Consider the following 19,373-nt stretch of genomic DNA (forward strand, 5'->3'; position numbering starts at 1 on the left):
TCGGCTCAAGGTCGGGACGCGGACCGGTGCCACTGGACGTCGGCGGAGAACCGGGTGAAGCCCGACTTCTCGTACAGGGACACCGCGGCGGTGTTGTCGGCCTCGACGTAGAGGAGCACCTCGCGCAGCCCGCGGCCGCGCAGGTGCGCCAGCCCCAGGTCGGTCAGCGCGCGGCCCAGCCGCAGGCCCTGAGCCTGCGGGGCGACGCCCAGCACGTACACCTCGCCGACTGCCTCGTCGGCGGCGTCGCCGGGCGGGTGGACCTTCGTCCAGTGCGAGCCCAGCAGCACGTCGTCGTCGCCGGTGCTGCGCCAGGCGAGCAGGAAACCGGCCGGGTCGAACCACTCCTCGGCCTCGCGCAGCTCCAGGTCGCGGCGGGTCATCCCGCCCTGCTCCGGGTGGGAGGCGAAGGCCGCGGCGTTCACGGCCAGCCAGGCGTCCTCGTCGACGCCGGGCCGGAAGGGCCGGACGACGACGTCGTCGGGGAGCGCGGGGGAGGGCTCGGGGTCGACGTCGGCCAGGGGCATGCGCATCTGCAGCAGCGTGCGGGCGCGGGCCCAGCCCCGGGCGGTGGCCAGCTCGGTCGAGCCCGGCAGCTCGCCGTGCGCCCAGACCGCCAGCCGCGCGTGCCCGGCCAGCTCCTCCAGCTGCGCGGCCGTCGCGGTCCCCAGTCCGCGCCGCCGCCGCTGCGGGTGGACGACGAACTCGGCCTGCCAGCCGTCGGCGTCCCGGTCCAGCCGCGCGTAGGCGGCCACCGCGCCGTCGGCCTCGAGCAGCACGTCGCGGCCGTCGTCCGGCCCGCCGTGGCGCAGCCGCAGCTCGGCCTCCTCGCTCAGCGGGCGCACGCCGTCGGCCTCGGCCGCGGCGCGCACGAGGGCGACGGCGCGGTCGAGCTGGGGGCCGGTCAGCCGCTGCGCCACGACCGGGCGCGGATCAGCGGTCAGGAGACGACCGGCTCGTCGGTGGTCTCGGCGGCCACGTTGGCGGCGGCGGTGGCGTCGGCGACCTGCTGGTCGAGCTTGTAGCCGACGTTGCGCACGGTGCCGATCAGCGCCTCGTGCTCGGTGCCGAGCTTGGCGCGCAGCCGGCGGACGTGGACGTCGACGGTGCGGGTGCCGCCGAAGTAGTCATAGCCCCAGATCTCCTGCAGCAGCTGGGCGCGGGAGAACACCCGGCCCGGGTGCTGGGCCAGGTACTTCAGGAGCTCGAACTCCTTGTAGGTCAGGTCGAGCGGGCGGCCGCGCAGCTTGGCGGAGTAGCTGTGCTCGTCGATGACCAGCTCGCCGGCCTTGGTGACGCCGCCGTCGTCGGCCGCGGTCGGGGTGCTGGCGGCCTGGCGGCGGGCGGTGGCCCACTTCAGCCGGGCGTCGACCTCGGCGGGGCCGGCGGTGTCGAGGACGACGTCGTCGACACCCCAGTCGGCCGACAGCGCGACCAGGCCACCCTCGGACAGGACGGCGACCAGCGAGGCGGCCACCCCGGTGGAGGACAGCAGCGCGCACAGCGTGCGGGCCGAGACCAGGTCGTGGCGGGCGTCGACCAGCACCACGTCGCCGGCGTCGCCGTCGAGGAGGCTGGACAGCTCGGGTGCGACGACCCGGACCTGGTGGGCGAGCAACCCCAGCGCAGGCAGGACCTCGGTGGTCGCCTGACGGGCGGAAGTCATGAGCACGAGCCGCATGCCGTCTCCTCACAGGTGGCGTCGACACCGGTGTCGGGGGGAGAGCGCAGACTATCCGACGTGAGGCCCCGCGTGACCCGAGCGATACCGCAGCGTGACGTGACGGTGCGCACGGCGGACGGGGTGCGGCTGCACGGCATCGTGGTGCCGCCGGCGCCGCCCCGTCCACCGACGGCGGGTGAACGCCCGTTGACGTTCGTGGTGGCCCACGGGTTCACCAACTCCACCGCCCGCGCCCCGTTCCTGCGGCTGGCCGGCTACCTGCGCCGGTTCGGGGAGGTGCGAGGCCTGGACTTCCGCGGCCACGGCCGCTCCGGCGGGGAATCCGGGGTGGGCGGGGACCCCGAGCTGCTCGACGTCGACGCCGCGGTCGCCGCCGCCCGCGCCGACGGTGCGACGACGGTGGTCACGGTGGGGCTGTCGATGGGGGGCGGTGCCGCGCTGCGGCAGGCCGCGGTGGGTGCGCACCGGCCCGACGCCGTGGTGAGCGTGAGCGCGGTCAGCCGCTGGTTCGTCCGCGACACCGTGCCGATGCGCCGGGTGCACTGGCTGCTGGAGACCACGGCCGGACGACGGCTCGGGAGCCGTGTGCTGGGCATCCGGCTGGGCGCGCCCTGGCCGACCAACCCGCCCGCACCGGTGCAGCTGGTCAGCTCCATCGCCCCGCTCCCGTTGCTGCTGGTGCACGGCGACCGGGACGCCTACTTCCCGCTGGAGCACTTCCGCACCCTGGCCCAGGCCGCCGGCCCGGCCGCCACGGTGTGGGTGGTGCCCGGCATGGGGCACGCCGAGAACGGGATGACCGCGCCGCTGGCCGAGCGGATCGGCCGGTGGGCGCGGGAGTCGGTCGGCCGCGGCCCGCTCTGCGACGATGACCCGGTGACCCGCGCCGCCGTCCCCGAGCCGGCGCGGCGATGAGCTCCCCGGCGGCGCCGGTCGAGCTGTCGCGCACCGCGCACCACCTGCCGGCCGCCGGCGGCGTGCTGGTGGCCACCGCCCTGCTGGCCGGGCTGCCGCTCGCCCTCGGCGACACCGGCCGGGCCGTCGCCGTGGCGGCGCTCCAGCTGGCCCTGGTCGCCGCGTGGGTGCTGGCCACCGGCATCCGCGGGTTCGTCGGCTCGCTGGCCATCGGCGTGGCCGCCGCGGTCGGCGCGGACCTGCTGCTCGGGCTGCCCGAGCAGCCCGACCTGGGCTCGTTGCTGCTGGTGCTGGGCCCGGGGTTCCTGGTGTGCGTGCTGCACCAGATGGCCCGCCCCGCCCCGCGCCGCTACCTGGTCGCCTCGCTGGCCGGCGTCCTGCTGCTGCTGTGCGCGGTGACCGCGCCGGCCGTGCTGCTGGCGCTGGGCCGCGCCCCCGGCGGCGACCGGCTGGCCACCACCGCCGTCCTGGTCGTCGGGGTCGCGCTGCTGGTCGGCCACGCGGTGGACCTCCTGCTGCCGCGCCCGGCGCTGGCGCCCGGCGTGCCGCGCGGTCTGCCGGGGGTGCTGCTCGCCGTCCTCGCCGGGGTGGTGGTCGCCCTGCTGCGCCGGCAGTCCGCCGACCCGACCGGGGCGCTGGCCGCGGCGCTGTTCGGCGCCGTCCTGGCCGGGGTGGCCGCGCTGGTCGCCGTCGGCGCCTCCTTCGGCGCGGTCGACCGGCCGCGGCGCGGCTGGGCGCTGCCCGCGGTGCAGGCGGTGCTGCCCTTCGCCGCGGCCGCACCGGTGGCCTGGTTCCTCGTGCTGCAGACCAGCCTGTGAAGGGGCTGCTGGTCACCCTCGGGGTGCTCGTCGTGCTGCTGGTCGCCACCGACCGCGTGGGCGTGCTGGTCGCCGAGGACCAGGTCGCCGCCCAGGTGCAGCGCCAGGCCGGGCTGGCGGGCGAGCCCTCGGTCGACATCACCGGCTTCCCGTTCCTGACCCAGGCCGTGGCCGGCCGCTACGACGACGTGCGCATCGCGCTGACCGCCGACGACCTCGGCCAACCCGCCGGCACCTCGGCGCAGGTGTCCCTGCAGGGCGTGCGGCTGCCGCTGTCCGACGTGGTCGGCGGGCAGGTCTCCCAGCTGCCGGTGGACCGGGTCGACGCCCGCGCGTCGGTGCCCTTCGACCTGCTCGCAGCGCAGCTGGGTGGCGACACCACGCTGACCGCCGAGGGCGACGGGCTGCGGATCACCAAGACCGTCGAGGTGCTCGGCCAGACCGTCCCGCTGACCGCCGCGGGCACCGTGACCCTGGACGGGCAGGACCTGGTGGTGACGGTCGACTCCGCCGCCGGCGCAGGCATCGACGTCCCGCAGTTCCTCGTCGACGCCGCCCAGGACCTGCTCGACTTCCGGTACCCGCTGCCGGCGCTGCCCTTCGGGCTGGAGCTGACGGGGCTGCAGGTCACCGGCACCGGGGTCGACGTCACCGCCGGCGCGGACGACGTCGTCCTGCAGTAGCGGGAATCCGCACCGGACCGGTCACGTTGGAGCCGGTCGTGGACGCAACCGGAGCGGCCGTGCTCGGTGCCGCCCTCGTGCTGGCGGCGGTCGCCGCCTGGTGGCTGCGGACCCGCAGCGGGGCGGTGCGGACGACGGGAGGAGCAGCCGTGCAGGAGCTGGACGTGCTGCGCGGGCTCGGTGTGCGACCCGAGGACGCCGACCTGACGGTGGTCCAGTTCGCGACCGCGTTCTGCGCGCCCTGCCGTGCGACGAAGGCCCGGCTGACCCAGCTGCAGACCCGCCACCCGGGCCTGGCGGCGGTGCACGTGGACGCCGAGAGCGAGCTGGAGGCCGTCCGTGCGCTGGACGTGCGGCGCACCCCGACGCTGTTCTACCTCGACCGCAGCGGCGCCCTGCTGGGCCGCAGCAGCGGTGCACCCCGGCCCGACGAGCTGGCCGCCCTGGTGGCCGCGCACGCCCCGGCCCAGGGGCCCGCGTGACGGGTGTTGCTACTCTGCGCGCCGTGGGCACCCTGCTGACTCAGCGACGCACAGTCGACCTGTGCCGCCTGGGCAGCTGCCTGTGTCGCGCCTCCCTCCGAGGCTGACCTCCCGCCTCGACGAGCCCTCACCCCGCTCCTCGGAAGGCCCCCACCCGTGACACCCATCCGTCAGGTCGACATCCGTGGCCCGCGCTTCGCCGCCTGGGTCACCACCGTCGTGCTCGCCGTCGTGCTGCTGACCGGCAGCGGCTGGCTGCTCGCCGCGCAGGCGGTCGTCTTCGCCGTCGGCGCGTTCGCCGGTCTCCGGTACGCCCCCTACGGCGTGGCGTTCCGCACCCTCGTCGCCCCGCGGCTGGGGCCGGTCCGCGAGACCGAGGACGAGGCGCCGCCGCGCTTCGCCCAGCTCGTCGGGTTCGGCTTCGCCCTCGTGGGCACCCTCGGCTACCTGACCGGCGCGCCGGTCGTGGGCGCCGTCGCGACCGGGCTGGCCCTCGTGGCCGCCCTGCTCAACGCGGCCGTGGGCTTCTGCCTCGGCTGCGAGCTGTACCTGATCGTCCGGCGGGCCCGTCCCGCCCGTTCCCACTGACCCCCACCCGCAGGAGGAGAAACCCATGAGCCGCAGCGACGTGCTCGTCAGCGCCGACTGGGCCCAGGAGCACCTGGGCGACGCCGGCCTGGTCTTCGTCGAGGTCGACGAGGACACCAGCGCCTACGACAAGGGCCACCTCGAGGGTGCGGTGAAGCTGGACTGGAAGACCGACCTCCAGGACCCGCTGCGCCGCGACTTCGTGGACAAGGAGCAGTTCGAGCAGCTGCTGTCGGCCAAGGGCATCTCGAACGACGACACCGTCGTGCTCTACGGCGGCAACAACAACTGGTTCGCCGCCTACGCCTACTGGTACTTCAAGCTCTACGGCCACGACGCGGTCAAGCTCGTCGACGGCGGCCGCAAGAAGTGGGAGCTGGACAGCCGTCCGCTCTCCGACGCCGAGGTCACCCGCCCGGCCACGCAGTACACGGCCAAGGAGCCCGACACCTCCATCCGCGCCTTCCGCGACGAGGTCGTGGCCGCCATCGACACCAAGAACCTGGTCGACGTGCGCAGCCCCGACGAGTTCGCCGGCAAGCTGGTCGCCCCCGCGCACCTGCCGCAGGAGGGCGCGCAGCGCCCCGGCCACATCCCCTCGGCGGTCAACGTGCCGTGGAGCAAGGCCGCGAACGAGGACGGCACCTTCAAGAGCGACGAGGAGCTGGCCGCGCTCTACGCCGACGCCGGCCTGGACGACGGCAAGGCCACCATCGCCTACTGCCGCATCGGCGAGCGCTCCTCGCACACCTGGTTCGTGCTGCACGAGCTGCTCGGCCACGCCGACGTGAAGAACTACGACGGCTCCTGGACCGAGTACGGCTCGCTGGTCGGCGTCCCGATCGCCAAGGGCGCCTGACGTGTGCGGGGCCCCGAAGCAGGGCGGCGCGCTCGCCGGGATCGACCTGTCCACCCAGACGGTCATCCAGGGCTCGGTGTGGCACGACGGCGCGCCGGTCGCCGGCGCCTACGTGCGGCTGCTGGACGCCACCGACGAGTTCACCGCCGAGGTGGTGACCTCCCCGGAGGGCGAGTTCCGGTTCTTCGCCGCGCCCGGTGAGTGGAAGCTGCGCTCACTGGCCCCGGTCGGCCGGGCGGAGCGGGTGCTCTCGGCCGAGGTCGGGCTGAACGAGACCACCCTCGCCATCGCCTGAGGCACGGCACGTCGGAGGCCCGGGACCCCTGCGGTCCCGGGCCTCCGCTGCGTCTAGAGGCCCAGCAGGTCGGCCAGCTCGCCCACCTGCTCGGTGAAGAAGGCGTCGGCGTCGGCGACCGTGCCCTCGAAGTGCCCGAACAGCTCGAAGCTGACCATCCCGAACAGCGAGCTCCACACCAGCAGCGCCCGGGAGCGGACCCCGTCGTCCAGTGCCTCGTGCTCCCCGCCCAGCACCGCCGCCGCGGCGGGCAGGACCAGGGCCGTCCGCCGTCCCTCGGCCGGGGGCAGCAGGCCCGCCCGGGCCGCGTCGCCCAGGACGCCGCCGAGGACCGCACCCACCCGGGTCGCCGCCGGCACCGTGTCGGCCGGCGCGGCGTAGCCCGGCACGGGCGAGCCGTAGAGCAGGGCGTACTCGTGCGGGTGCGCCCGCGCCCAGGCCCGGACGGCGGCGCACACCGCGTGCCACCGGGCCCGGGGCTGCGCGGCGGGGTCGTCGGCCGCCTCGGCCGCGGCGCCCAGGGCGTCGTAGCCCTCGACGATCAACCGGGTGAGCAGGTCGTCGCGGCTGGGGAAGTAGCGGTACAGCGCGGACGACGCCAGGCCCAGGTCGCGGGCCACCGCCCGCAGCGACAGGCCCGCGGCGCCGACGGTGGCCAGCTGGCCGCGGGCGGACCCCAGGATCTCCTCGGTCAGCGCGGCCCGTGCGCGCTCCCTCGCGGTGCTCACCACACCTGGACGGTAACACCGCTCGCGATCGAGAGCACTGCTCTTGACAACCGAGAGCGGTGCGCTGCACGGTGTCCGCGGAACGAGAGCACCGCTCTCGTCGAGCCGAGGGAGTCGTCGTGGGACTGCACGTGGTCGTGGGCAAGGGACCGGTGGGCACCGCCACCGCGCAGGAGCTGGTGCGCGCCGGGCACCGGGTGCGGGTGCTGTCCCGCAGCGGCGGGACGTCGACCGCCGACGTCGAGCACCGCGCGGTGGACGCCGCCGACGCCGACGCGCTGGCGGCCGCGGCCCGGGGCGCGGACGCGCTGGTCAACGCGGTGAACCCCGCCTACTCCCGGTGGGCCAGCGACTGGCCGCCGATGGCGGCGGCGATGCTGGAGGCGGCCACCCGCACCGGCGCGGTGCTGGTCGCGATGGGCAACCTCTACGTGCACGGCCGCCCGACCGGCCCGATGACCGCGGCGACCCCGCTGGCGGCCACCGACACCAAGGGCCGGGTCCGGGCGCGGGTGTGGACCGACATGCTCGCCGCGCACGAGGCCGGCCGGGTACGGGTCGTCGAGGCCCGCGCGTCGGACTTCGTCGGCCCCACCGTGCCGGTCGAGCACTCCCACGTCACCCGGCAGCTGGCCACCCTGCGCCGTGGCCGCCGGGCCTGGGTGATCGGCGACCCGGACGCGCTGCACAGCTGGGCCCACCTGCCCGACGTCGGCCGGGTGCTGGCCGCGCTGGCCACCACGCCCGCCACCTGGGGCCGGCCGTGGATCGTGCCGAGCAGCCAGCCCCGCAGCCAGCGGCAGGTGCTCACCGACCTCGCCGCCGCGATGGGCGCCCGCCCCGCCCGGGTGTCGGGCCTGCCCTGGCCGGTGGTGACCGCGCTGGGGGCGGTGTCCCCGCAGCTGCGCGAGGTCGCCGCCATCCGGCACCAGTGGGACGCCGACTTCGTGGTCGACGGCTCGGAGACCCTGCGCGAGCTGGGCACCGAGCCGACGCCGTGGGACGAGGTCTGCCGGGCCACCGCCGCCGCGGCCTGACCGGCCGGCCGCGATTACGGTGGCGGCATGGGTCTGGTCACCGCCTGGGTTCTCGTCGCCCTGGCCGTCCTCGCCGCGCTGTGGTGCGCGACGGGCGCGGTCAGGCTGACCCGTCGCGAGCGCAGCGGGGGTGCGCGATGACCGACGCGGGGGGCACCCCGACCCCCGAGGGCCTGCCCACGCAGCCGGCTGCGGGCCGCACCGAGCTGCCGGTCGAGGAGACCACCGACGTCCGCACCGGTCCCGAGGTCGCCCACGAGCTGCTGTCGGTGCTGCCGCTGCTGGGGGAGTGGCACGGCGAGGGCCAGGCGGCGGGCGCCCAGGGCGACCACCGGTTCGGCCAGTGGGTGCGCTTCGCCCACGACGGCAGGGACTTCCTGGCCTACGAGTCGCGCACCTGGCGGATCGGCGAGGACGGCCGGCCCGCCGGCCCGGACACCCGGGAGTCCGGCTTCTGGCGCCCGCGCGGCGAGGAGGAGGTCGAGCTGCTCACCGCCTCGCCCGACGGCCTGGTCGAGATCTACGTCGGCCGGGCCCGGACGACGACCAGCTGGGAGCTGACCAGCGACGTCCTCGCCCGCACCCCCGACCACCCGGACACCACGAAGGCCGCCCGGCTCTACGGCATCGTCGAGGGCGCGCTGATGTACGCCGTCGACCGCGCCGGTGCCGACGGCCGGCTGCGCCCGGTCATGTCCGCCCGCCTGGAGAGGATCCGATGACCACCACGCAGGGACCGACCCGCCCGACCACCCCGCGCCAGGTCGCCGACGCCTACGTCGACGCCCTCTGCGACCTCGACCCGATCGCCGGCACGGCGCTGGGCACCCGGCCCGGCGACGACCGGCTGCCCGACCTGTCCCCGGCCGGCCTGGAGGCCTCGGCCCGCCTCGAGCGCGACACCCTCGCCGAGCTGGACCGCGTGCTCGCCGAGGACCCGGCGCTGGCCGAGGACCCGGTCGAGCTCCGCTGCGCCCGGCTGCTGCGCGAGCGGCTGACCGCCTCGCTGGACCTGCACGAGGCCGGCGAGGGCCTGCGCGAGCTGTCCAACCTGTTCTCCCCGGTGCACTCCGTGCGCCAGGTCTTCTCGATGATGCCGCTGGCCAGCACCGAGGACTGGGCCGTGCTGGGCCGCCGGCTGGCCCGGGTGCCCGAGGCCTACCGCGGCTACCTGGCCACCCTCACCGAGGGCGCCTCGCAGGGCCTGTTCGCCGCCCCCCGCCAGGTCGAGACCGTCATCGGCCAGCTCGGCGAGTGGCTGGCCGGCCCCTACTTCGCCGGGGTCGTCGCGGGCGGCCCCGACGAGCTGCGCACCGAGCTGGACGACGCCGCGGCCGCCGCCGACGCCGCCGTGGCGGAGGTGCGCGACTTCCTGCGCGACACCTACCTGCCGCAGGCCCAGGGCACCCCCGACGCGGTCGGCCGGGAGCGCTACGCCCGCTTCGCCCGCCGCTGGAACGGCAGCGACCTGGGTGCGGGCACCGGCCTGGAGGACGCCTACGCCTGGGGCTGGGCCGAGCACCGCCGGATCCGCGAGGAGCAGCGGTCCGCCGCCGAGCTGGTCCGGGCGGGGGCCACCCCGATGGAGGCCATGCGCTGGCTCGGCGAGCACGGCGAGGCCGTGGACGGCGTGGAGGAGATCCGGCAGCGGCTGCAGGCGATGATGGACGAGGCCGTCGCCGCCCTGGACGGCACCCACTTCGACATCGCCGACCCCATCAAGCGCGTCGAGGCGATGATCGCCCCGCCCGGCAGCGCCGCCGCGCCGTACTACACCCGGCCGTCGCTGGACTTCTCCCGGCCCGGCCGCACGTGGCTGCCCACGCTGGGCAAGGACCGCTTCCCGCTGTGGGACCTGGTCTCGACCTGGTACCACGAGGGCGTCCCCGGCCACCACCTGCAGCTGGCCCAGTGGGCCTACGTCTCCGGCGACCTGTCGGTCTTCCAGACCGCCGTCGGCGGGGTCAGCGCCAACCTCGAGGGCTGGGCGCTGTACGCCGAGCGGCTGATGGACGAGCTGGGCTTCCTGACCGACCCCGGCGCCCGGCTGGGCTACCTGGACGCCCAGCAGATGCGCGCGGTCCGGGTGGTCGTCGACATCGGCATGCACCTGGAGCTGCCGATCCCCGACGACGCCGACGGCGCGCTCGAGGGCCACCGTGGCGAGCCCTGGACCCCCGAGCTGGCCCGGGCGTTCTTCGGCGAGTACTGCGGCCGGGACAGCGACTTCCTGGACAGCGAGCTGGTGCGGTACCTGGGCATGCCCGGGCAGGCGATCAGCTACAAGCTGGGGGAGCGGGCCTGGCTGGAGGGCCGGGAGGCCGCCCGCGCGGCGAGGGGCGACGCCTTCGACCTCAAGGCCTGGCACATGGCCGCGCTCTCGCAGGGCAGCCTGGGCCTCGACGACCTGGTGGACGAGCTCAGCCGGCTGTAGGTCGCAGGGCGGCCGCGGCCGTGCCGTCCAGGGCGAGGAGGAAGGCGCCCTGGACCAGCACGGCCGCGCCGTCGCCGCGCCAGCGGTCGCCGCGGAGCAGGGCCGCCCCGGCGACCAGGTAGCCGACGTCCAGCCCGGCGTTGACCAGCAGGACCCTCCGCAGCCGCGCCGGGTCGGTCGGCCCGCGCCGTCGGCGGTTGCGCGCCCCCGCCGCCGCGATCACCCCGTCGACGGCACCCCAGCCCGCGGTCTGCCGGCCGAACGCCCGGGTCGCCGGCCGGGCGGCGAGCACCCCGCCGAGGACGACGGAGCCGGCGGCCCAGGCGCCCAGCACGGTGGTCAGCCGGGTCTCGACGGTGGCGGGGTCCATGCCGGCGATCGTCCTACAGTGCCGGGTGTGGAGCTCGCCGTCGCCGACCTGCCCCCGCTCGACGTGCTGCGCGGCCGGTGGGCGGCGGCCGCGGCGGTCGTCGCCGCACTCGGCTTCCCCGAGGCCGCGCACGCCCGGGACGCCGGGTCCTGGCGGTGGGACGACGGCGGCGGCAACTGGGCCGAGGTCGCCCTGCTGGACGCCGACCGGGCCGTGCTGCTCGGCTGGGACCGCACCGCCCGCGGGTCGCTGTCCCGCCGGCCGGACGGCGAACCCACCGGCGAGCTGCTGACCGGCGCCCCCGACTGGTGGGCGGAGCCGCTGCGCGGGCGGACCGAGGACGTCGCCTTCGTGCTGGGCTGGTCGGCGGGCCGCTGGGAGCGGGTGCCCGCCGACCTGGAGCCCGGTCTGCGCGGCGGCGGGCTGGCCGGCCTGCCGGTGGACGCCGAGCAGCTCTACGGGATGGTCGACTCCTACGTCGAGGGCGTCTCCGACGACCAGGGCCTCGGTGACTGGCGCACGCCGTGGCCGGCGGTGGCCGCGCTGGGGCAGGCCGGGCCCGACCTCACCGTGCAGCAGCTGGCCGACGTCCTCGGCCCGCTGCGCGCCGACCTGCCCACCGGGGTGGTCGCCGCCCGGCGGTTCAGTCCGGCGGCGGGTTGACGGTGTCGGCGTCGTCGCCCACGGGCTGGGTGACGGTGGCCGGGACGGACTCCAGCCGGGGGTCGGCGAGCACGTCGGCGACGCAGGCGGCCGACCCCACCAGGTAGGTGCTCACCAGCTCGACGTCGGTGGCCACGCACCAGGCCCGGTCGGCCGGCCACCACAGCCCGGCGCTCTGCTCCCACGGCTCGACGGCCATGTTGGCCGCGGCGAGGCCGACCGGGCCGCGGACCAGCCAGAAGCTGCGGGCGCCGACGGTCAGCCGCGGCTGGGGTGCGGTGATGTAGCCGAACCCGTCCCAGACGCCGAAGAAGCAGTCGTCGGGGGTGCCGGTGTGCCGGGCGAGCACCTCGGCCAGCGGCCCGGCGACCTGCTCGGGCAGGTGGCCGCGGGCGGGCGCGCCCTCCCAGAGCGGGCTCTGGTCGGCCTCCTCGTAGAAGTCCAGCGAGCCGGTGATGCCGCCCCACTCCATGAGCGGGTGCGCGGCGGTGCCGTTGGCCGCGGCGACGTCGGCCCAGCGCACGTCGACGTCGTCGTCCCCGTCGTACTGCGCGGCCGGGTGCAGCACCCGGGCGGCGGCGGGGAACAGCGGCGGCAGCAGCCCCGCGACGCCCAGACCGGGGCGGACGGCGTCGGCGACCCACCGACCGGGGGAGACGTCGGCCTCGGGGTCGCGCCCGGCGAACTGCACGGGGACCAGCCTAGAGAAGCTCGACCGGGTCGGGGAACGGACAACCCCCGGGCTGCTCCGCCATCCCCGCCGGCTCGATGAGCACTTGTGGCGGGGGGCGGGCCGACTGGACTGGGTCGGCGGCCCGGGGGTCGGGTGAACTGTCCGGTTCTCGCTCGCCGCCGTACGACGGACGGGCGATGCCACACGCGTCAGTCCGGCTTGATCCGGCGCTGAGCGGGCGGCCCATCTGGACGGCGGCTAGCGGACAGCCACCTCACGAGTCCTGAACGACATCAATTGTTCGGACCACCTCCTCTCCCGTGTACGGCCACGGTACGACCGTTCCAACGGTCCCCGCAACGCCCTTTTCCCACGGCTTCCCGGCGGTGGTCAGGTGTGCACGACCCGGTCGTGGGACACCCCTGCACGGTGGACCTCGACCGCACGCACGCCGTCCTCGTCGGTGCCGGCCCCGGGCTCGGTGCCGGCATCGCCCGCCGCTTCGCCCGGGAGGGCTTCGCGCTCACCCTGGTGGCCCGCTCGGCCGCCACCCTGGAGCCCCTGGCCGCGGAGCTGCGGGCCTCGGGCGCGCGGGTGGACACCGTCCCCGCCGACGTCGCCGACCCCGCCGGGCTGGCCACCGCACTGGCGCCGGTGGTGGCCGCCCGGCCCGCGGTCGTGGTGCACAACGTCGGGCTGGTGGTGGCCGACGACCTGCTGGTCGACCCGCCCGCGCACTTCGCGCACGCGCTGGCGGTCGACGTCGTCGGTGCGGTCGCCGTCGCGCAGCTGTTCACCCCCGCCATGCGCGCGGCCGGCGAGGGCACGTTCCTGGTCACCGGCGGCGGCCCGGCCCTGCACCCCGACCCCGCGCACGCGTCGCTGACGCTGGGCAAGGCCGCACTGCGCAACGCCGTCGCCGTGCTGCACGAGCAGCTGGCCGCCGACGGCGTGCACGCGGCCGGCGTCACGGTCGTCGGGGTCATCGAGCCGGGGACGCCGCTGGACCCCGACCGGATCGCCGAGACCTACTGGGAGCTGCACACCGAGCCGCGCGGGGCGTGGTCGGTCGACCGGGTCGTGGACGGCAGCTAGGCGTCAGGGCCGGGCGAGCAGCTCCTGCACGCGGGCGGTCAGGCCGGCGTCACCGCGCTCCACGCCGTCCAGCGCGGTCACCGGGGCCGCGCCGCGGATGCCCGACAGCAGCCAGACGGCGTCGGCCCCGTGCAGGTCGGCCACCGTGCCGGGCGTGACCGCGGTCGGCCAGCCGTCGGCCCGCGCGGCGGCGAAGAGACGGGCCTGGGTGGTGCCGGCCAGGATGCCGGTGTCCAGCGGCGGGGTGTGCAGGGTGCCGCCGGCCGCCCAGACCACCGTGGACGTCGGGCCCTCCAGCAGCCGGCCCTCGGCGGAGGTGAACACCACGTCGTCGGCGCCGACCGCGTGCGCGTGCCGCTGCGCGGCCATGTTGACCGCGTAGGACAGCGTCTTCGCCCCGCCCAGCAGCCAGGGCGCCCCGGCGCGGACGTCGGCGGCCAGGCCGTAGGTCAGCGCGACCACGCGGACGCCGTCCCGCCGCTGGGCCAGGACGTCGGCCCCCACCGGGGCGAGCAGGGCCAGCGCGGTCGGGGTGGTGCCGTCGCCGCGGGTGAGGAACAGCCGGCAGACGCCCTCGACGTCGGCGGGCCAGCCCTCGGTGGCCGCGGCGACCAGCGCGCGCCAGGCGTCGTCGGGCACGGCGGGCAGGTCGAGCAGGGCGGTGGAGCGCTGCAGCCGGACCAGGTGGTCGGCCAGCCGCGGGGTCGCGCCGGCGTCGACCAGCACGGACTCGAAGACGCCGTCCCCGCGGGCCAGCCCCGCGTCGAACGCCGTCACCACCGGCTGGTCGGCCGGCACCCGTACCGCGCCGCCGTCCCGCCACACCGCCACCGCACGCTGGTCGACCACGCGCCCAGCCTGCCTCACACGACGACGGCGGTCCCGTAGATCGTGCAGATCTCCAGCTGCTCGCGCCGCCAGCGCAGCAGCGGCACGAAGAAGACGGTGAACTGCTTGTACCGCTCCACCCGCGCCCAGACGGTGGTGTTGCCGCAGCGCGGGCAGGTGCGGGTCGCCCCCGGGCCCAGCTCCTTCTGCTTGCTGCCGAACCCGAAGAAGAAGATAACCCTAGGAGGGGTCTAGGGTCCCGGCATGGCGGACGACGTCCTGGCCTGGCTGCTCGACTCCGACCCGGCCCTGCGCTGGCAGGTGCAGCGCGACCTGGCCGACGAGCCGCCCGAGGTCTGGCGGGCCACCCGCGCCCGGGTCGCGATCGAGGGGTGGGGGGCCCGGCTGCTCGCGCTGCAGGACGTCGACGGCCAGTGGGCCGGCGGCGCCTTCTTCCCCCGGGTGGGCGGCGAGGTGCACTGGCCGGCCGAGGGCGAGGGCCAGCCCTGGACGGCGACCACCTGGTCGCTGACCTCCCTGCGCGAGTGGGGCCTGGACGCCGGGGCGTTGGCCGGCACCGCCGAGCTGCTCGCCGCGACGTGCAGGTGGGAGTACGACGACCTGCCGTACTGGGGCGGCGAGGTCGACGTGTGCATCAACGCCACGACCCTCGCCAACGGGGTGTGGCTGGGTGCGGACGTCGAGGCGCTGGCGGCCTGGTTCCCCGAGCACCAGCTGCCCGACGGGGGCTGGAACTGCGAGTGGGTGGAGGGCTCGACCCGCTCGTCGGTGCACTCCACGCTCAACGCCGTGCGCGGGCTGCTGGCGCACGAGGTGGCCACCGGTGGCAGCGACGAGCTGCGCGCGGCCCGGCGCCGCGGCGAGGAGCACCTGCTGGCCCGCCGGCTGACCCACCGCTCCGACGGCACCCCGCTCCAGGCGTGCCTGACCCCGCCGGTGTGGCCCTCCCGCTGGCGGTTCGACGCACTGCGCGCGCTCGACCACCTGCGCGCCGCGTCGCTGCACGACGGCACGCCGCCCGACCCGCGCGCCGCCGACGCGGTGGACCGGCTGCGCGCCGGCCGGCAGCCCGACGGGCGGTGGCTGCAGGGCCCGGTCCAGGCCGGCGCGGTGTGGTTCCCCGTCGACGCCCCGGCCGGCGAACCGTCGAGGGGCGTCACGCTGGGCGCGCTGCGGGTGCTGCGCTGGTGGGACGGGCACGCCGACCGGGCCTAGGCTCCCGGCATGGCCGACCACGACCACGGACCGCCGCCGCTGGCGCAGCAGCTGCGCTCCCGCGGGTTGCGGCTGACCACCCAGCGGCAGCGGGTGCTGGAGGCGGTCGGCGCGCTCGAGCACGGCACGCCCGAGCAGATCGGCTCCTGGCTGGCCGAGCAGGCCGGGCCCGACGGCGCGGCCCCGGACACCTCCACCGTGTACCGCAACCTGGAGCTGCTGGAGCGCCTCGGCCTGGTCTGGCACACCCACCTCGGCAAGGGCGCGCCGGTCTACCACGCCGCGCAGCACCCGCACCTGCACGTGGTCTGCGCGAACTGCGGCCGGATCGACTCGGTCGACCCCGCGGTGATGGACGGCGTCGCGGAACGTCTGGCCGCCGACCTGGGTTACAGCCTGGACGTGGGCCACGTGGCGCTGTCCGGGACGTGCCGGGACTGCCGTGCGGCCGGATCGGAGTCCTGAGGTGCCCTCCCCGCTGCTGAACCGTCCCGGCGCCGTCGCCACCGAGGGCGGCCAGGTCGCCGCGCACTACGGCGACCCGCTGCCCGAGCAGCGCCGGGCCGCCGAGGGCGCGGTGCTGGTCGACCGCAGCGACCGCGACGTCGTCGCCGTCCCCGGGCCCGACCGGCTGTCCTGGCTGCACAGCCTGCTCAGCCAGCACCTCGAGCGGCTGCCCGACGGCAGCGGCACCGAGGCGCTGGTGCTGTCCCCGCAGGGCCACATCGAGCACCACGTCGTGGTCGCCGAGACCGGCGGCACCACCTGGCTGGACACCGAGCCCGGCGCCGGTGCCGCGCTCGCGGGCTGGCTGGACCGGATGCGGTTCATGCTCCGCGTCGAGCCCGCGCTGGTCACCGCCGACTGGGCGGTGCTCACCCTGCTCGGCCCGCGGGGGGACGACGTCCTCGCCGCCGCCGGGCTGCCCGTGCCCACCGGGGTGACCCCGCTGGAGCGCGGGGGCTGGGTGCGCCGGATGCCGGAGGTGGGGGACGGCGTCCCCGCGGTGGACCTGCTGGTGCCCCGGGCCGACCTCGCCGCGCGGGCCGACGCCCTGCTGGCCGCCGGGGCGACCCTGGCCGGGGTGGACGCCCACGCCGCGCTCGCCGTCGAGGCGCACCGGCCGCGGGTGGGTACCGACTCCGACCACCGCACCATCCCCAACGAGACCCCCTGGCTGGCCAGCGCGGTGCACCTGGAGAAGGGCTGCTACCGCGGCCAGGAGACCGTCGCCCGGGTGCACAACCTGGGCCGCCCGCCGCGCCGGCTGGTGCTGGTGCACCTGGACGGCATGGAGGAGCAGCTGCCCGAGCCGGGCACGCCGGTCACCGCCGGCACCCGCGAGGTGGGCCGGCTGGGCACCGTGGTGCGGCACCACGAGCTCGGCGTGGTCGGGCTGGCGCTGGTGAAGTCCTCGGTGCTGGAGAAGGAGCCGCTGCCGGAGCTGCGCGCGGCCGGTTCGGTCGTGGCCGTCGACCCCGACGACCTGGTCGTCACCCCCGACGACACGGTGCTGGCGGCCCGGGAGCGCGTCCGCGCGGTCCGGTCTGCGACGATCGGCCGGTGACCACGGGCACCCTCATCACGCTCGCCCCCACCGGGGCCGAGTCGGCGAAGGCCGACGTCCCGGCCCTGCCGGTGACCGTGGAGGAGGTCGTGGCCACCGCCCGCGACTGCGAGGCCCTGGGTGCCGCCGTCGTCCACCTGCACGTCCGCGACCTCGACACCCGGCCCACGCTGGACCTCGGCCGGGTGCGCGAGGTGGTCGCCGCGGTGCGCGAGAGCACCGACCTGGTGGTGCAGCTGTCCTCCGGCGGCGCGGTCACCGACCCGCTGCCCGACCGGGTGGCCGTGCTGGACGCCGACCCCGACGCGGCCTCCCTCTCGCTGGGCACCGTGAACTTCGGCCGGGACGTGTTCAGCAACCCGTGGGACCTGATCGTCGAGCTGCACACCCAGATGCGCGACCGCGGCATCGTCCCGGAGTACGAGGCCTTCGACCTGGGCCACCTGGCCACCCTGTCCCGCCTGCTGGACCGGCACGGCCCGCCGGCCGGCGGCCACGTGCACGTCGACCTGGTGATGGGCGTGCCCGGCGGCATGCCCGGCACCACCGGCGCGCTGGCCGCCTGCCTGCCCGCCATCGAGCCGGGCTGGACCTTCGCCGCCACCGGCGTCGGCCGCACCTCGCTGCCGGTGATGCTCGCGGCGCTGTCGGCCGGCGGGCACCTGCGGGTCGGCATGGAGGACACGCTGACCTACGCGCCGGGCGAGCCCGTCCGCGACAACGCCCAGCTGGTCGCCCGCGCCGCCGGCCTGGCGAGGATCGCCCAGCGCCCCGCCCTGACCACCACCGAGGCCCGCGAGCTGCTGGGCATCCGCACCCGCCAGGAGGCAACCCGATGACCACACCGCAGCCCGGGACCGCGGCCGCGGGCGGCACCGCCGTCGACGCCCTGCTGGACCCCGCGTTCCTGGAGGGCGTGCAGCAGCGCCCCATGCTCGACGTGCGGGGGCTGCGCCGCCGCGCCGAGCAGTCCGAGGTCGACCTCTCCTACACCCGCCGCCTGCTGCAGGGCCGGCTGGACATCGTCCGCCGGGAGCTGCAGCGCCGGGCCGAGCACGACGGCCGCTCGCTGGTCGACCTGCTGCCCGAGATCCTCTCGGAGAAGGGCCGCGGCCCCGCGCACGGCCTGGGCCGGCACCAGACCGTGCAGCCCGGCGACCCGGTGGCGCTGGAGCAGTGGGTGAACTCCCTGGCCCCCGGCGTGGACCTCTCCGACGTCGGCGAGCTGCCCGACGACCAGCTGGAGACCGCGGCCCGGTCGCTGGCCGAGGGCGAGCGCGGGCTGTCCGAGCGGCGCCGCGGCGTGCAGCAGGTGATGGACGCCCTGGCCGGTGAGCTGGGCCGCCGCTACCGCGACGGCGAGGCCGACGTCGCCCAGCTGCTGGCCGCGGAGGGTCGCCACTGATGTACCCGGACAACCCCGTGCTGGTGGAGGTGCACCGGTCGGGGTTCCTGGAGTCGGTGCACCGCGGGTCGCTGGTCGTGCTGGACGCCGACGGCGGCGTGCTGCACGCGGTCGGGGCGGTCGACGTCCCCACCCTGCCCCGGTCGTCGAACAAGCCGGTGCAGGCCACCACCTACCTCGACGCCGGCTGGGTGCCGCGCTCGACGCAGGAGCTGGCCATCGCCGCGGGCTCGCACTCCGGCGAGCCCGGCCACGTCGAGCTCGCGCTGTCGATGCTGGCCGCCGCGGGCCTGGGCCCCGACGACCTCGGCTGCCCCGCCGCGCTGCCGTCGGACGAGGCGGAGCGGGCCCGCTGGCTGGTGGCCGGCCGCGCCCCCGAGCGGGCCGCGATGAACTGCTCGGGCAAGCACGCCGCGATGCTGTCGGCCTGCGTCGCCGCCGGCTGGCCGACCCAGGGCTACCTGGACCGCGCCCACCCCCTGCAGCAGGCGATCGAGGCCCGGCTGGGCGAGGCCGGCGGCGTCCCGGTCAGCGCCGTGGTCGTCGACGGCTGCGGCGCCCCGCAGCACGCGCTGCCGGTGTCCGCGCTGGCCCGCGGCGTGCTCTCGCTGGTGCAGGCCGACCCCGGCACCGCGGGCCGTGCGGTGGCCGACGCCGTGCGGGCCCACCCGTGGCTGGTCGCCGGCACGGGCAAGGACGACACCCGGCTGATGGACGCCGTCCCCGGCCTCCTGGTCAAGGGCGGCGCCGACGGCGTGCACGTGGCCGCGCTGCCCGGTGCCGGCGCGGTGGCGCTCAAGCTGGACGACGGCGGCGAGCGGGGCCGGATGCCGGCCCTGTGCGCCGGCCTGGCCCGGCTGGGGGTGGACGCCGACCTGCTCGCGCCCTTCGCGGTGCTGCCGGTCAGCGGTGGCGACGGCGTGGTCGGCGAGGTCCGCGCGGCCCTCTGAGGGGTCGCTCACACCTGCTAGCTCCCCGCTTGCAGGAGCAAGCAGGCGGGTCTACGGTCGGGA

24 protein-coding genes are annotated in these 19,373 nt (G+C 76.6%); 18 read left to right on the forward strand and 6 right to left on the reverse strand.

Annotated features, from left to right (window positions below):
- Positions 1-5: 5 nt before the first annotated feature.
- Positions 6-920, reverse strand: coding sequence for a mycothiol synthase (gene mshD / locus BLT39_RS07125; protein WP_242658221.1), 915 nt, complete (start codon positions 918-920; stop codon positions 6-8).
- Between the two features lie 20 nt (positions 921-940).
- Complete coding sequence (locus BLT39_RS07130; protein ID WP_091061054.1) at positions 941-1,681, reverse strand: winged helix-turn-helix transcriptional regulator; 741 nt, start codon at positions 1,679-1,681, stop codon at positions 941-943.
- Positions 1,682-1,879: 198 nt separating this feature from the next.
- Between BLT39_RS07130 and BLT39_RS07135 the strand changes: the two genes are divergently transcribed.
- The 7 genes from BLT39_RS07135 to BLT39_RS07165 all read left to right on the forward strand — a co-directional run bounded on the left by BLT39_RS07135 (position 1,880) and on the right by BLT39_RS07165 (position 6,324).
- Positions 1,880-2,599, forward strand: coding sequence for an alpha/beta hydrolase (locus tag BLT39_RS07135; RefSeq protein ID WP_242658262.1), 720 nt, complete (start codon positions 1,880-1,882; stop codon positions 2,597-2,599).
- Positions 2,596-3,417, forward strand: a complete 822-nt coding sequence (locus BLT39_RS07140; protein ID WP_091061057.1) for a hypothetical protein — start codon at positions 2,596-2,598, stop codon at positions 3,415-3,417. The genes BLT39_RS07135 and BLT39_RS07140 overlap by 4 nt, the downstream gene beginning before the upstream one ends.
- Entirely contained in the window at positions 3,414-4,100 is a 687-nt protein-coding gene (locus tag BLT39_RS07145) for an LmeA family phospholipid-binding protein (protein WP_091061061.1), read from the forward strand. The genes BLT39_RS07140 and BLT39_RS07145 overlap by 4 nt, the downstream gene beginning before the upstream one ends.
- Positions 4,101-4,138: 38 nt before the next feature.
- A complete protein-coding gene (locus BLT39_RS07150; RefSeq protein WP_242658222.1) occupies positions 4,139-4,582 on the forward strand; it encodes a thioredoxin family protein in 444 nt (147 codons plus the stop codon).
- Between the two features lie 156 nt (positions 4,583-4,738).
- A complete protein-coding gene (locus tag BLT39_RS07155; protein ID WP_091061064.1) occupies positions 4,739-5,170 on the forward strand; it encodes a DUF4395 domain-containing protein in 432 nt (143 codons plus the stop codon).
- Between the two features lie 25 nt (positions 5,171-5,195).
- Entirely contained in the window at positions 5,196-6,029 is an 834-nt protein-coding gene (locus tag BLT39_RS07160) for a sulfurtransferase (protein ID WP_091061068.1), read from the forward strand.
- 1 nt (position 6,030) lies between these two features.
- A complete protein-coding gene (locus BLT39_RS07165; protein WP_091061071.1) occupies positions 6,031-6,324 on the forward strand; it encodes a DUF1416 domain-containing protein in 294 nt (97 codons plus the stop codon).
- Between the two features lie 53 nt (positions 6,325-6,377).
- On the opposite strand, the gene BLT39_RS07170 is transcribed toward BLT39_RS07165, so the two are convergent.
- Positions 6,378-7,052 (reverse strand): TetR/AcrR family transcriptional regulator, encoded by a 675-nt coding sequence (locus BLT39_RS07170; RefSeq protein WP_242658223.1) that lies wholly within the window; start codon positions 7,050-7,052, stop codon positions 6,378-6,380.
- A gap of 119 nt (positions 7,053-7,171) precedes the next feature.
- On the opposite strand from BLT39_RS07170, the gene BLT39_RS07175 reads away from it, so the two are divergent.
- From BLT39_RS07175 to BLT39_RS07185, 3 genes are all read left to right on the forward strand, one after another.
- Positions 7,172-8,089, forward strand: coding sequence for an NAD-dependent epimerase/dehydratase family protein (locus BLT39_RS07175; protein WP_242658224.1), 918 nt, complete (start codon positions 7,172-7,174; stop codon positions 8,087-8,089).
- 137 nt (positions 8,090-8,226) lie between these two features.
- Positions 8,227-8,811: a heme-binding beta-barrel domain-containing protein gene (locus tag BLT39_RS07180; protein ID WP_091061079.1), complete on the forward strand. Its 585-nt coding sequence runs from the start codon at positions 8,227-8,229 to the stop codon at positions 8,809-8,811.
- The gene (locus tag BLT39_RS07185; RefSeq protein WP_091061082.1) at positions 8,808-10,523 is read left to right on the forward strand and encodes a DUF885 domain-containing protein; all 1,716 of its coding nucleotides are present in this window, start codon (positions 8,808-8,810) and stop codon (positions 10,521-10,523) included. Before BLT39_RS07180 ends, BLT39_RS07185 begins: the two co-directional genes overlap by 4 nt.
- Here BLT39_RS07185 and BLT39_RS07190 read toward each other — a convergent pair.
- On the reverse strand, positions 10,510-10,893 hold the full coding sequence (locus BLT39_RS07190) for a DUF6992 family protein (protein ID WP_091061085.1): 384 nt from the start codon (positions 10,891-10,893) through the stop codon (positions 10,510-10,512). The two genes, BLT39_RS07185 and BLT39_RS07190, sit on opposite strands and share 14 nt — an antisense overlap.
- 27 nt (positions 10,894-10,920) lie before the next feature.
- On the opposite strand from BLT39_RS07190, the gene BLT39_RS07195 reads away from it, so the two are divergent.
- Positions 10,921-11,556, forward strand: coding sequence for a hypothetical protein (locus BLT39_RS07195; RefSeq protein WP_091061087.1), 636 nt, complete (start codon positions 10,921-10,923; stop codon positions 11,554-11,556).
- Here BLT39_RS07195 and BLT39_RS07200 read toward each other — a convergent pair.
- Complete coding sequence (locus BLT39_RS07200) at positions 11,537-12,247, reverse strand: hypothetical protein (protein ID WP_091061091.1); 711 nt, start codon at positions 12,245-12,247, stop codon at positions 11,537-11,539. The genes BLT39_RS07195 and BLT39_RS07200 overlap by 20 nt on opposite strands.
- Positions 12,248-12,658: 411 nt before the next feature.
- On the opposite strand from BLT39_RS07200, the gene BLT39_RS07205 reads away from it, so the two are divergent.
- On the forward strand, positions 12,659-13,324 hold the full coding sequence (locus BLT39_RS07205; protein WP_091061816.1) for an SDR family NAD(P)-dependent oxidoreductase: 666 nt from the start codon (positions 12,659-12,661) through the stop codon (positions 13,322-13,324).
- 3 nt (positions 13,325-13,327) lie between these two features.
- Here BLT39_RS07205 and BLT39_RS07210 read toward each other — a convergent pair whose 3' ends face one another.
- Positions 13,328-14,173: an aminotransferase class IV gene (locus tag BLT39_RS07210; protein ID WP_091061094.1), complete on the reverse strand. Its 846-nt coding sequence runs from the start codon at positions 14,171-14,173 to the stop codon at positions 13,328-13,330.
- Between the two features lie 243 nt (positions 14,174-14,416).
- Between BLT39_RS07210 and BLT39_RS07220 the strand changes: the two genes are divergently transcribed.
- Genes BLT39_RS07220 through BLT39_RS07245 form a run of 6 tightly spaced genes read left to right on the forward strand, consistent with a single transcriptional unit; the run spans position 14,417 to position 19,310 of the window.
- Entirely contained in the window at positions 14,417-15,388 is a 972-nt protein-coding gene (locus tag BLT39_RS07220) for a squalene cyclase (protein ID WP_091061101.1), read from the forward strand.
- Positions 15,389-15,397: 9 nt separating this feature from the next.
- Complete coding sequence (locus tag BLT39_RS07225; RefSeq protein WP_091061105.1) at positions 15,398-15,853, forward strand: Fur family transcriptional regulator; 456 nt, start codon at positions 15,398-15,400, stop codon at positions 15,851-15,853.
- A 1-nt stretch (position 15,854) separates the two neighbouring features.
- A complete protein-coding gene (gene ygfZ, locus BLT39_RS07230; RefSeq protein ID WP_091061108.1) occupies positions 15,855-16,955 on the forward strand; it encodes a CAF17-like 4Fe-4S cluster assembly/insertion protein YgfZ in 1,101 nt (366 codons plus the stop codon).
- Positions 16,952-17,794 (forward strand): beta-keto acid cleavage family enzyme, encoded by an 843-nt coding sequence (locus tag BLT39_RS07235; RefSeq protein ID WP_091061111.1) that lies wholly within the window; start codon positions 16,952-16,954, stop codon positions 17,792-17,794. Before ygfZ ends, BLT39_RS07235 begins: the two co-directional genes overlap by 4 nt.
- The gene (locus tag BLT39_RS07240) at positions 17,791-18,360 is read left to right on the forward strand and encodes an RsiG family protein (protein WP_091061115.1); all 570 of its coding nucleotides are present in this window, start codon (positions 17,791-17,793) and stop codon (positions 18,358-18,360) included. The genes BLT39_RS07235 and BLT39_RS07240 overlap by 4 nt, the downstream gene beginning before the upstream one ends.
- Entirely contained in the window at positions 18,360-19,310 is a 951-nt protein-coding gene (locus tag BLT39_RS07245; RefSeq protein ID WP_091061119.1) for an asparaginase, read from the forward strand. The genes BLT39_RS07240 and BLT39_RS07245 overlap by 1 nt, the downstream gene beginning before the upstream one ends.
- The last annotated feature ends 63 nt before the right edge of the window (positions 19,311-19,373 follow it).

Source organism: Klenkia brasiliensis (assembly GCF_900100695.1).
Lineage (GTDB): Bacteria > Actinomycetota > Actinomycetes > Mycobacteriales > Geodermatophilaceae > Klenkia > Klenkia brasiliensis.

Excerpts from the sequence above, each read along its gene's own strand:
- BLT39_RS07130 (WP_091061054.1), bottom strand. The coding sequence starts at position 1,681 with ATGCGGCTCGTGCTCATGACTTCCGCCCGTCAGGCGACCACCGAGGTC.
- BLT39_RS07140 (WP_091061057.1), top strand. The coding sequence starts at position 2,596 with ATGAGCTCCCCGGCGGCGCCGGTCGAGCTGTCGCGCACCGCGCACCAC.
- BLT39_RS07160 (WP_091061068.1), top strand. The coding sequence starts at position 5,196 with ATGAGCCGCAGCGACGTGCTCGTCAGCGCCGACTGGGCCCAGGAGCAC.
- BLT39_RS07180 (WP_091061079.1), top strand. The coding sequence starts at position 8,227 with ATGACCGACGCGGGGGGCACCCCGACCCCCGAGGGCCTGCCCACGCAG.
- BLT39_RS07185 (WP_091061082.1), top strand. The coding sequence starts at position 8,808 with ATGACCACCACGCAGGGACCGACCCGCCCGACCACCCCGCGCCAGGTC.
- BLT39_RS07190 (WP_091061085.1), bottom strand. The coding sequence starts at position 10,893 with ATGGACCCCGCCACCGTCGAGACCCGGCTGACCACCGTGCTGGGCGCC.
- BLT39_RS07220 (WP_091061101.1), top strand. The coding sequence starts at position 14,417 with ATGGCGGACGACGTCCTGGCCTGGCTGCTCGACTCCGACCCGGCCCTG.
- BLT39_RS07225 (WP_091061105.1), top strand. The coding sequence starts at position 15,398 with ATGGCCGACCACGACCACGGACCGCCGCCGCTGGCGCAGCAGCTGCGC.
- BLT39_RS07240 (WP_091061115.1), top strand. The coding sequence starts at position 17,791 with ATGACCACACCGCAGCCCGGGACCGCGGCCGCGGGCGGCACCGCCGTC.
- BLT39_RS07245 (WP_091061119.1), top strand. The coding sequence starts at position 18,360 with ATGTACCCGGACAACCCCGTGCTGGTGGAGGTGCACCGGTCGGGGTTC.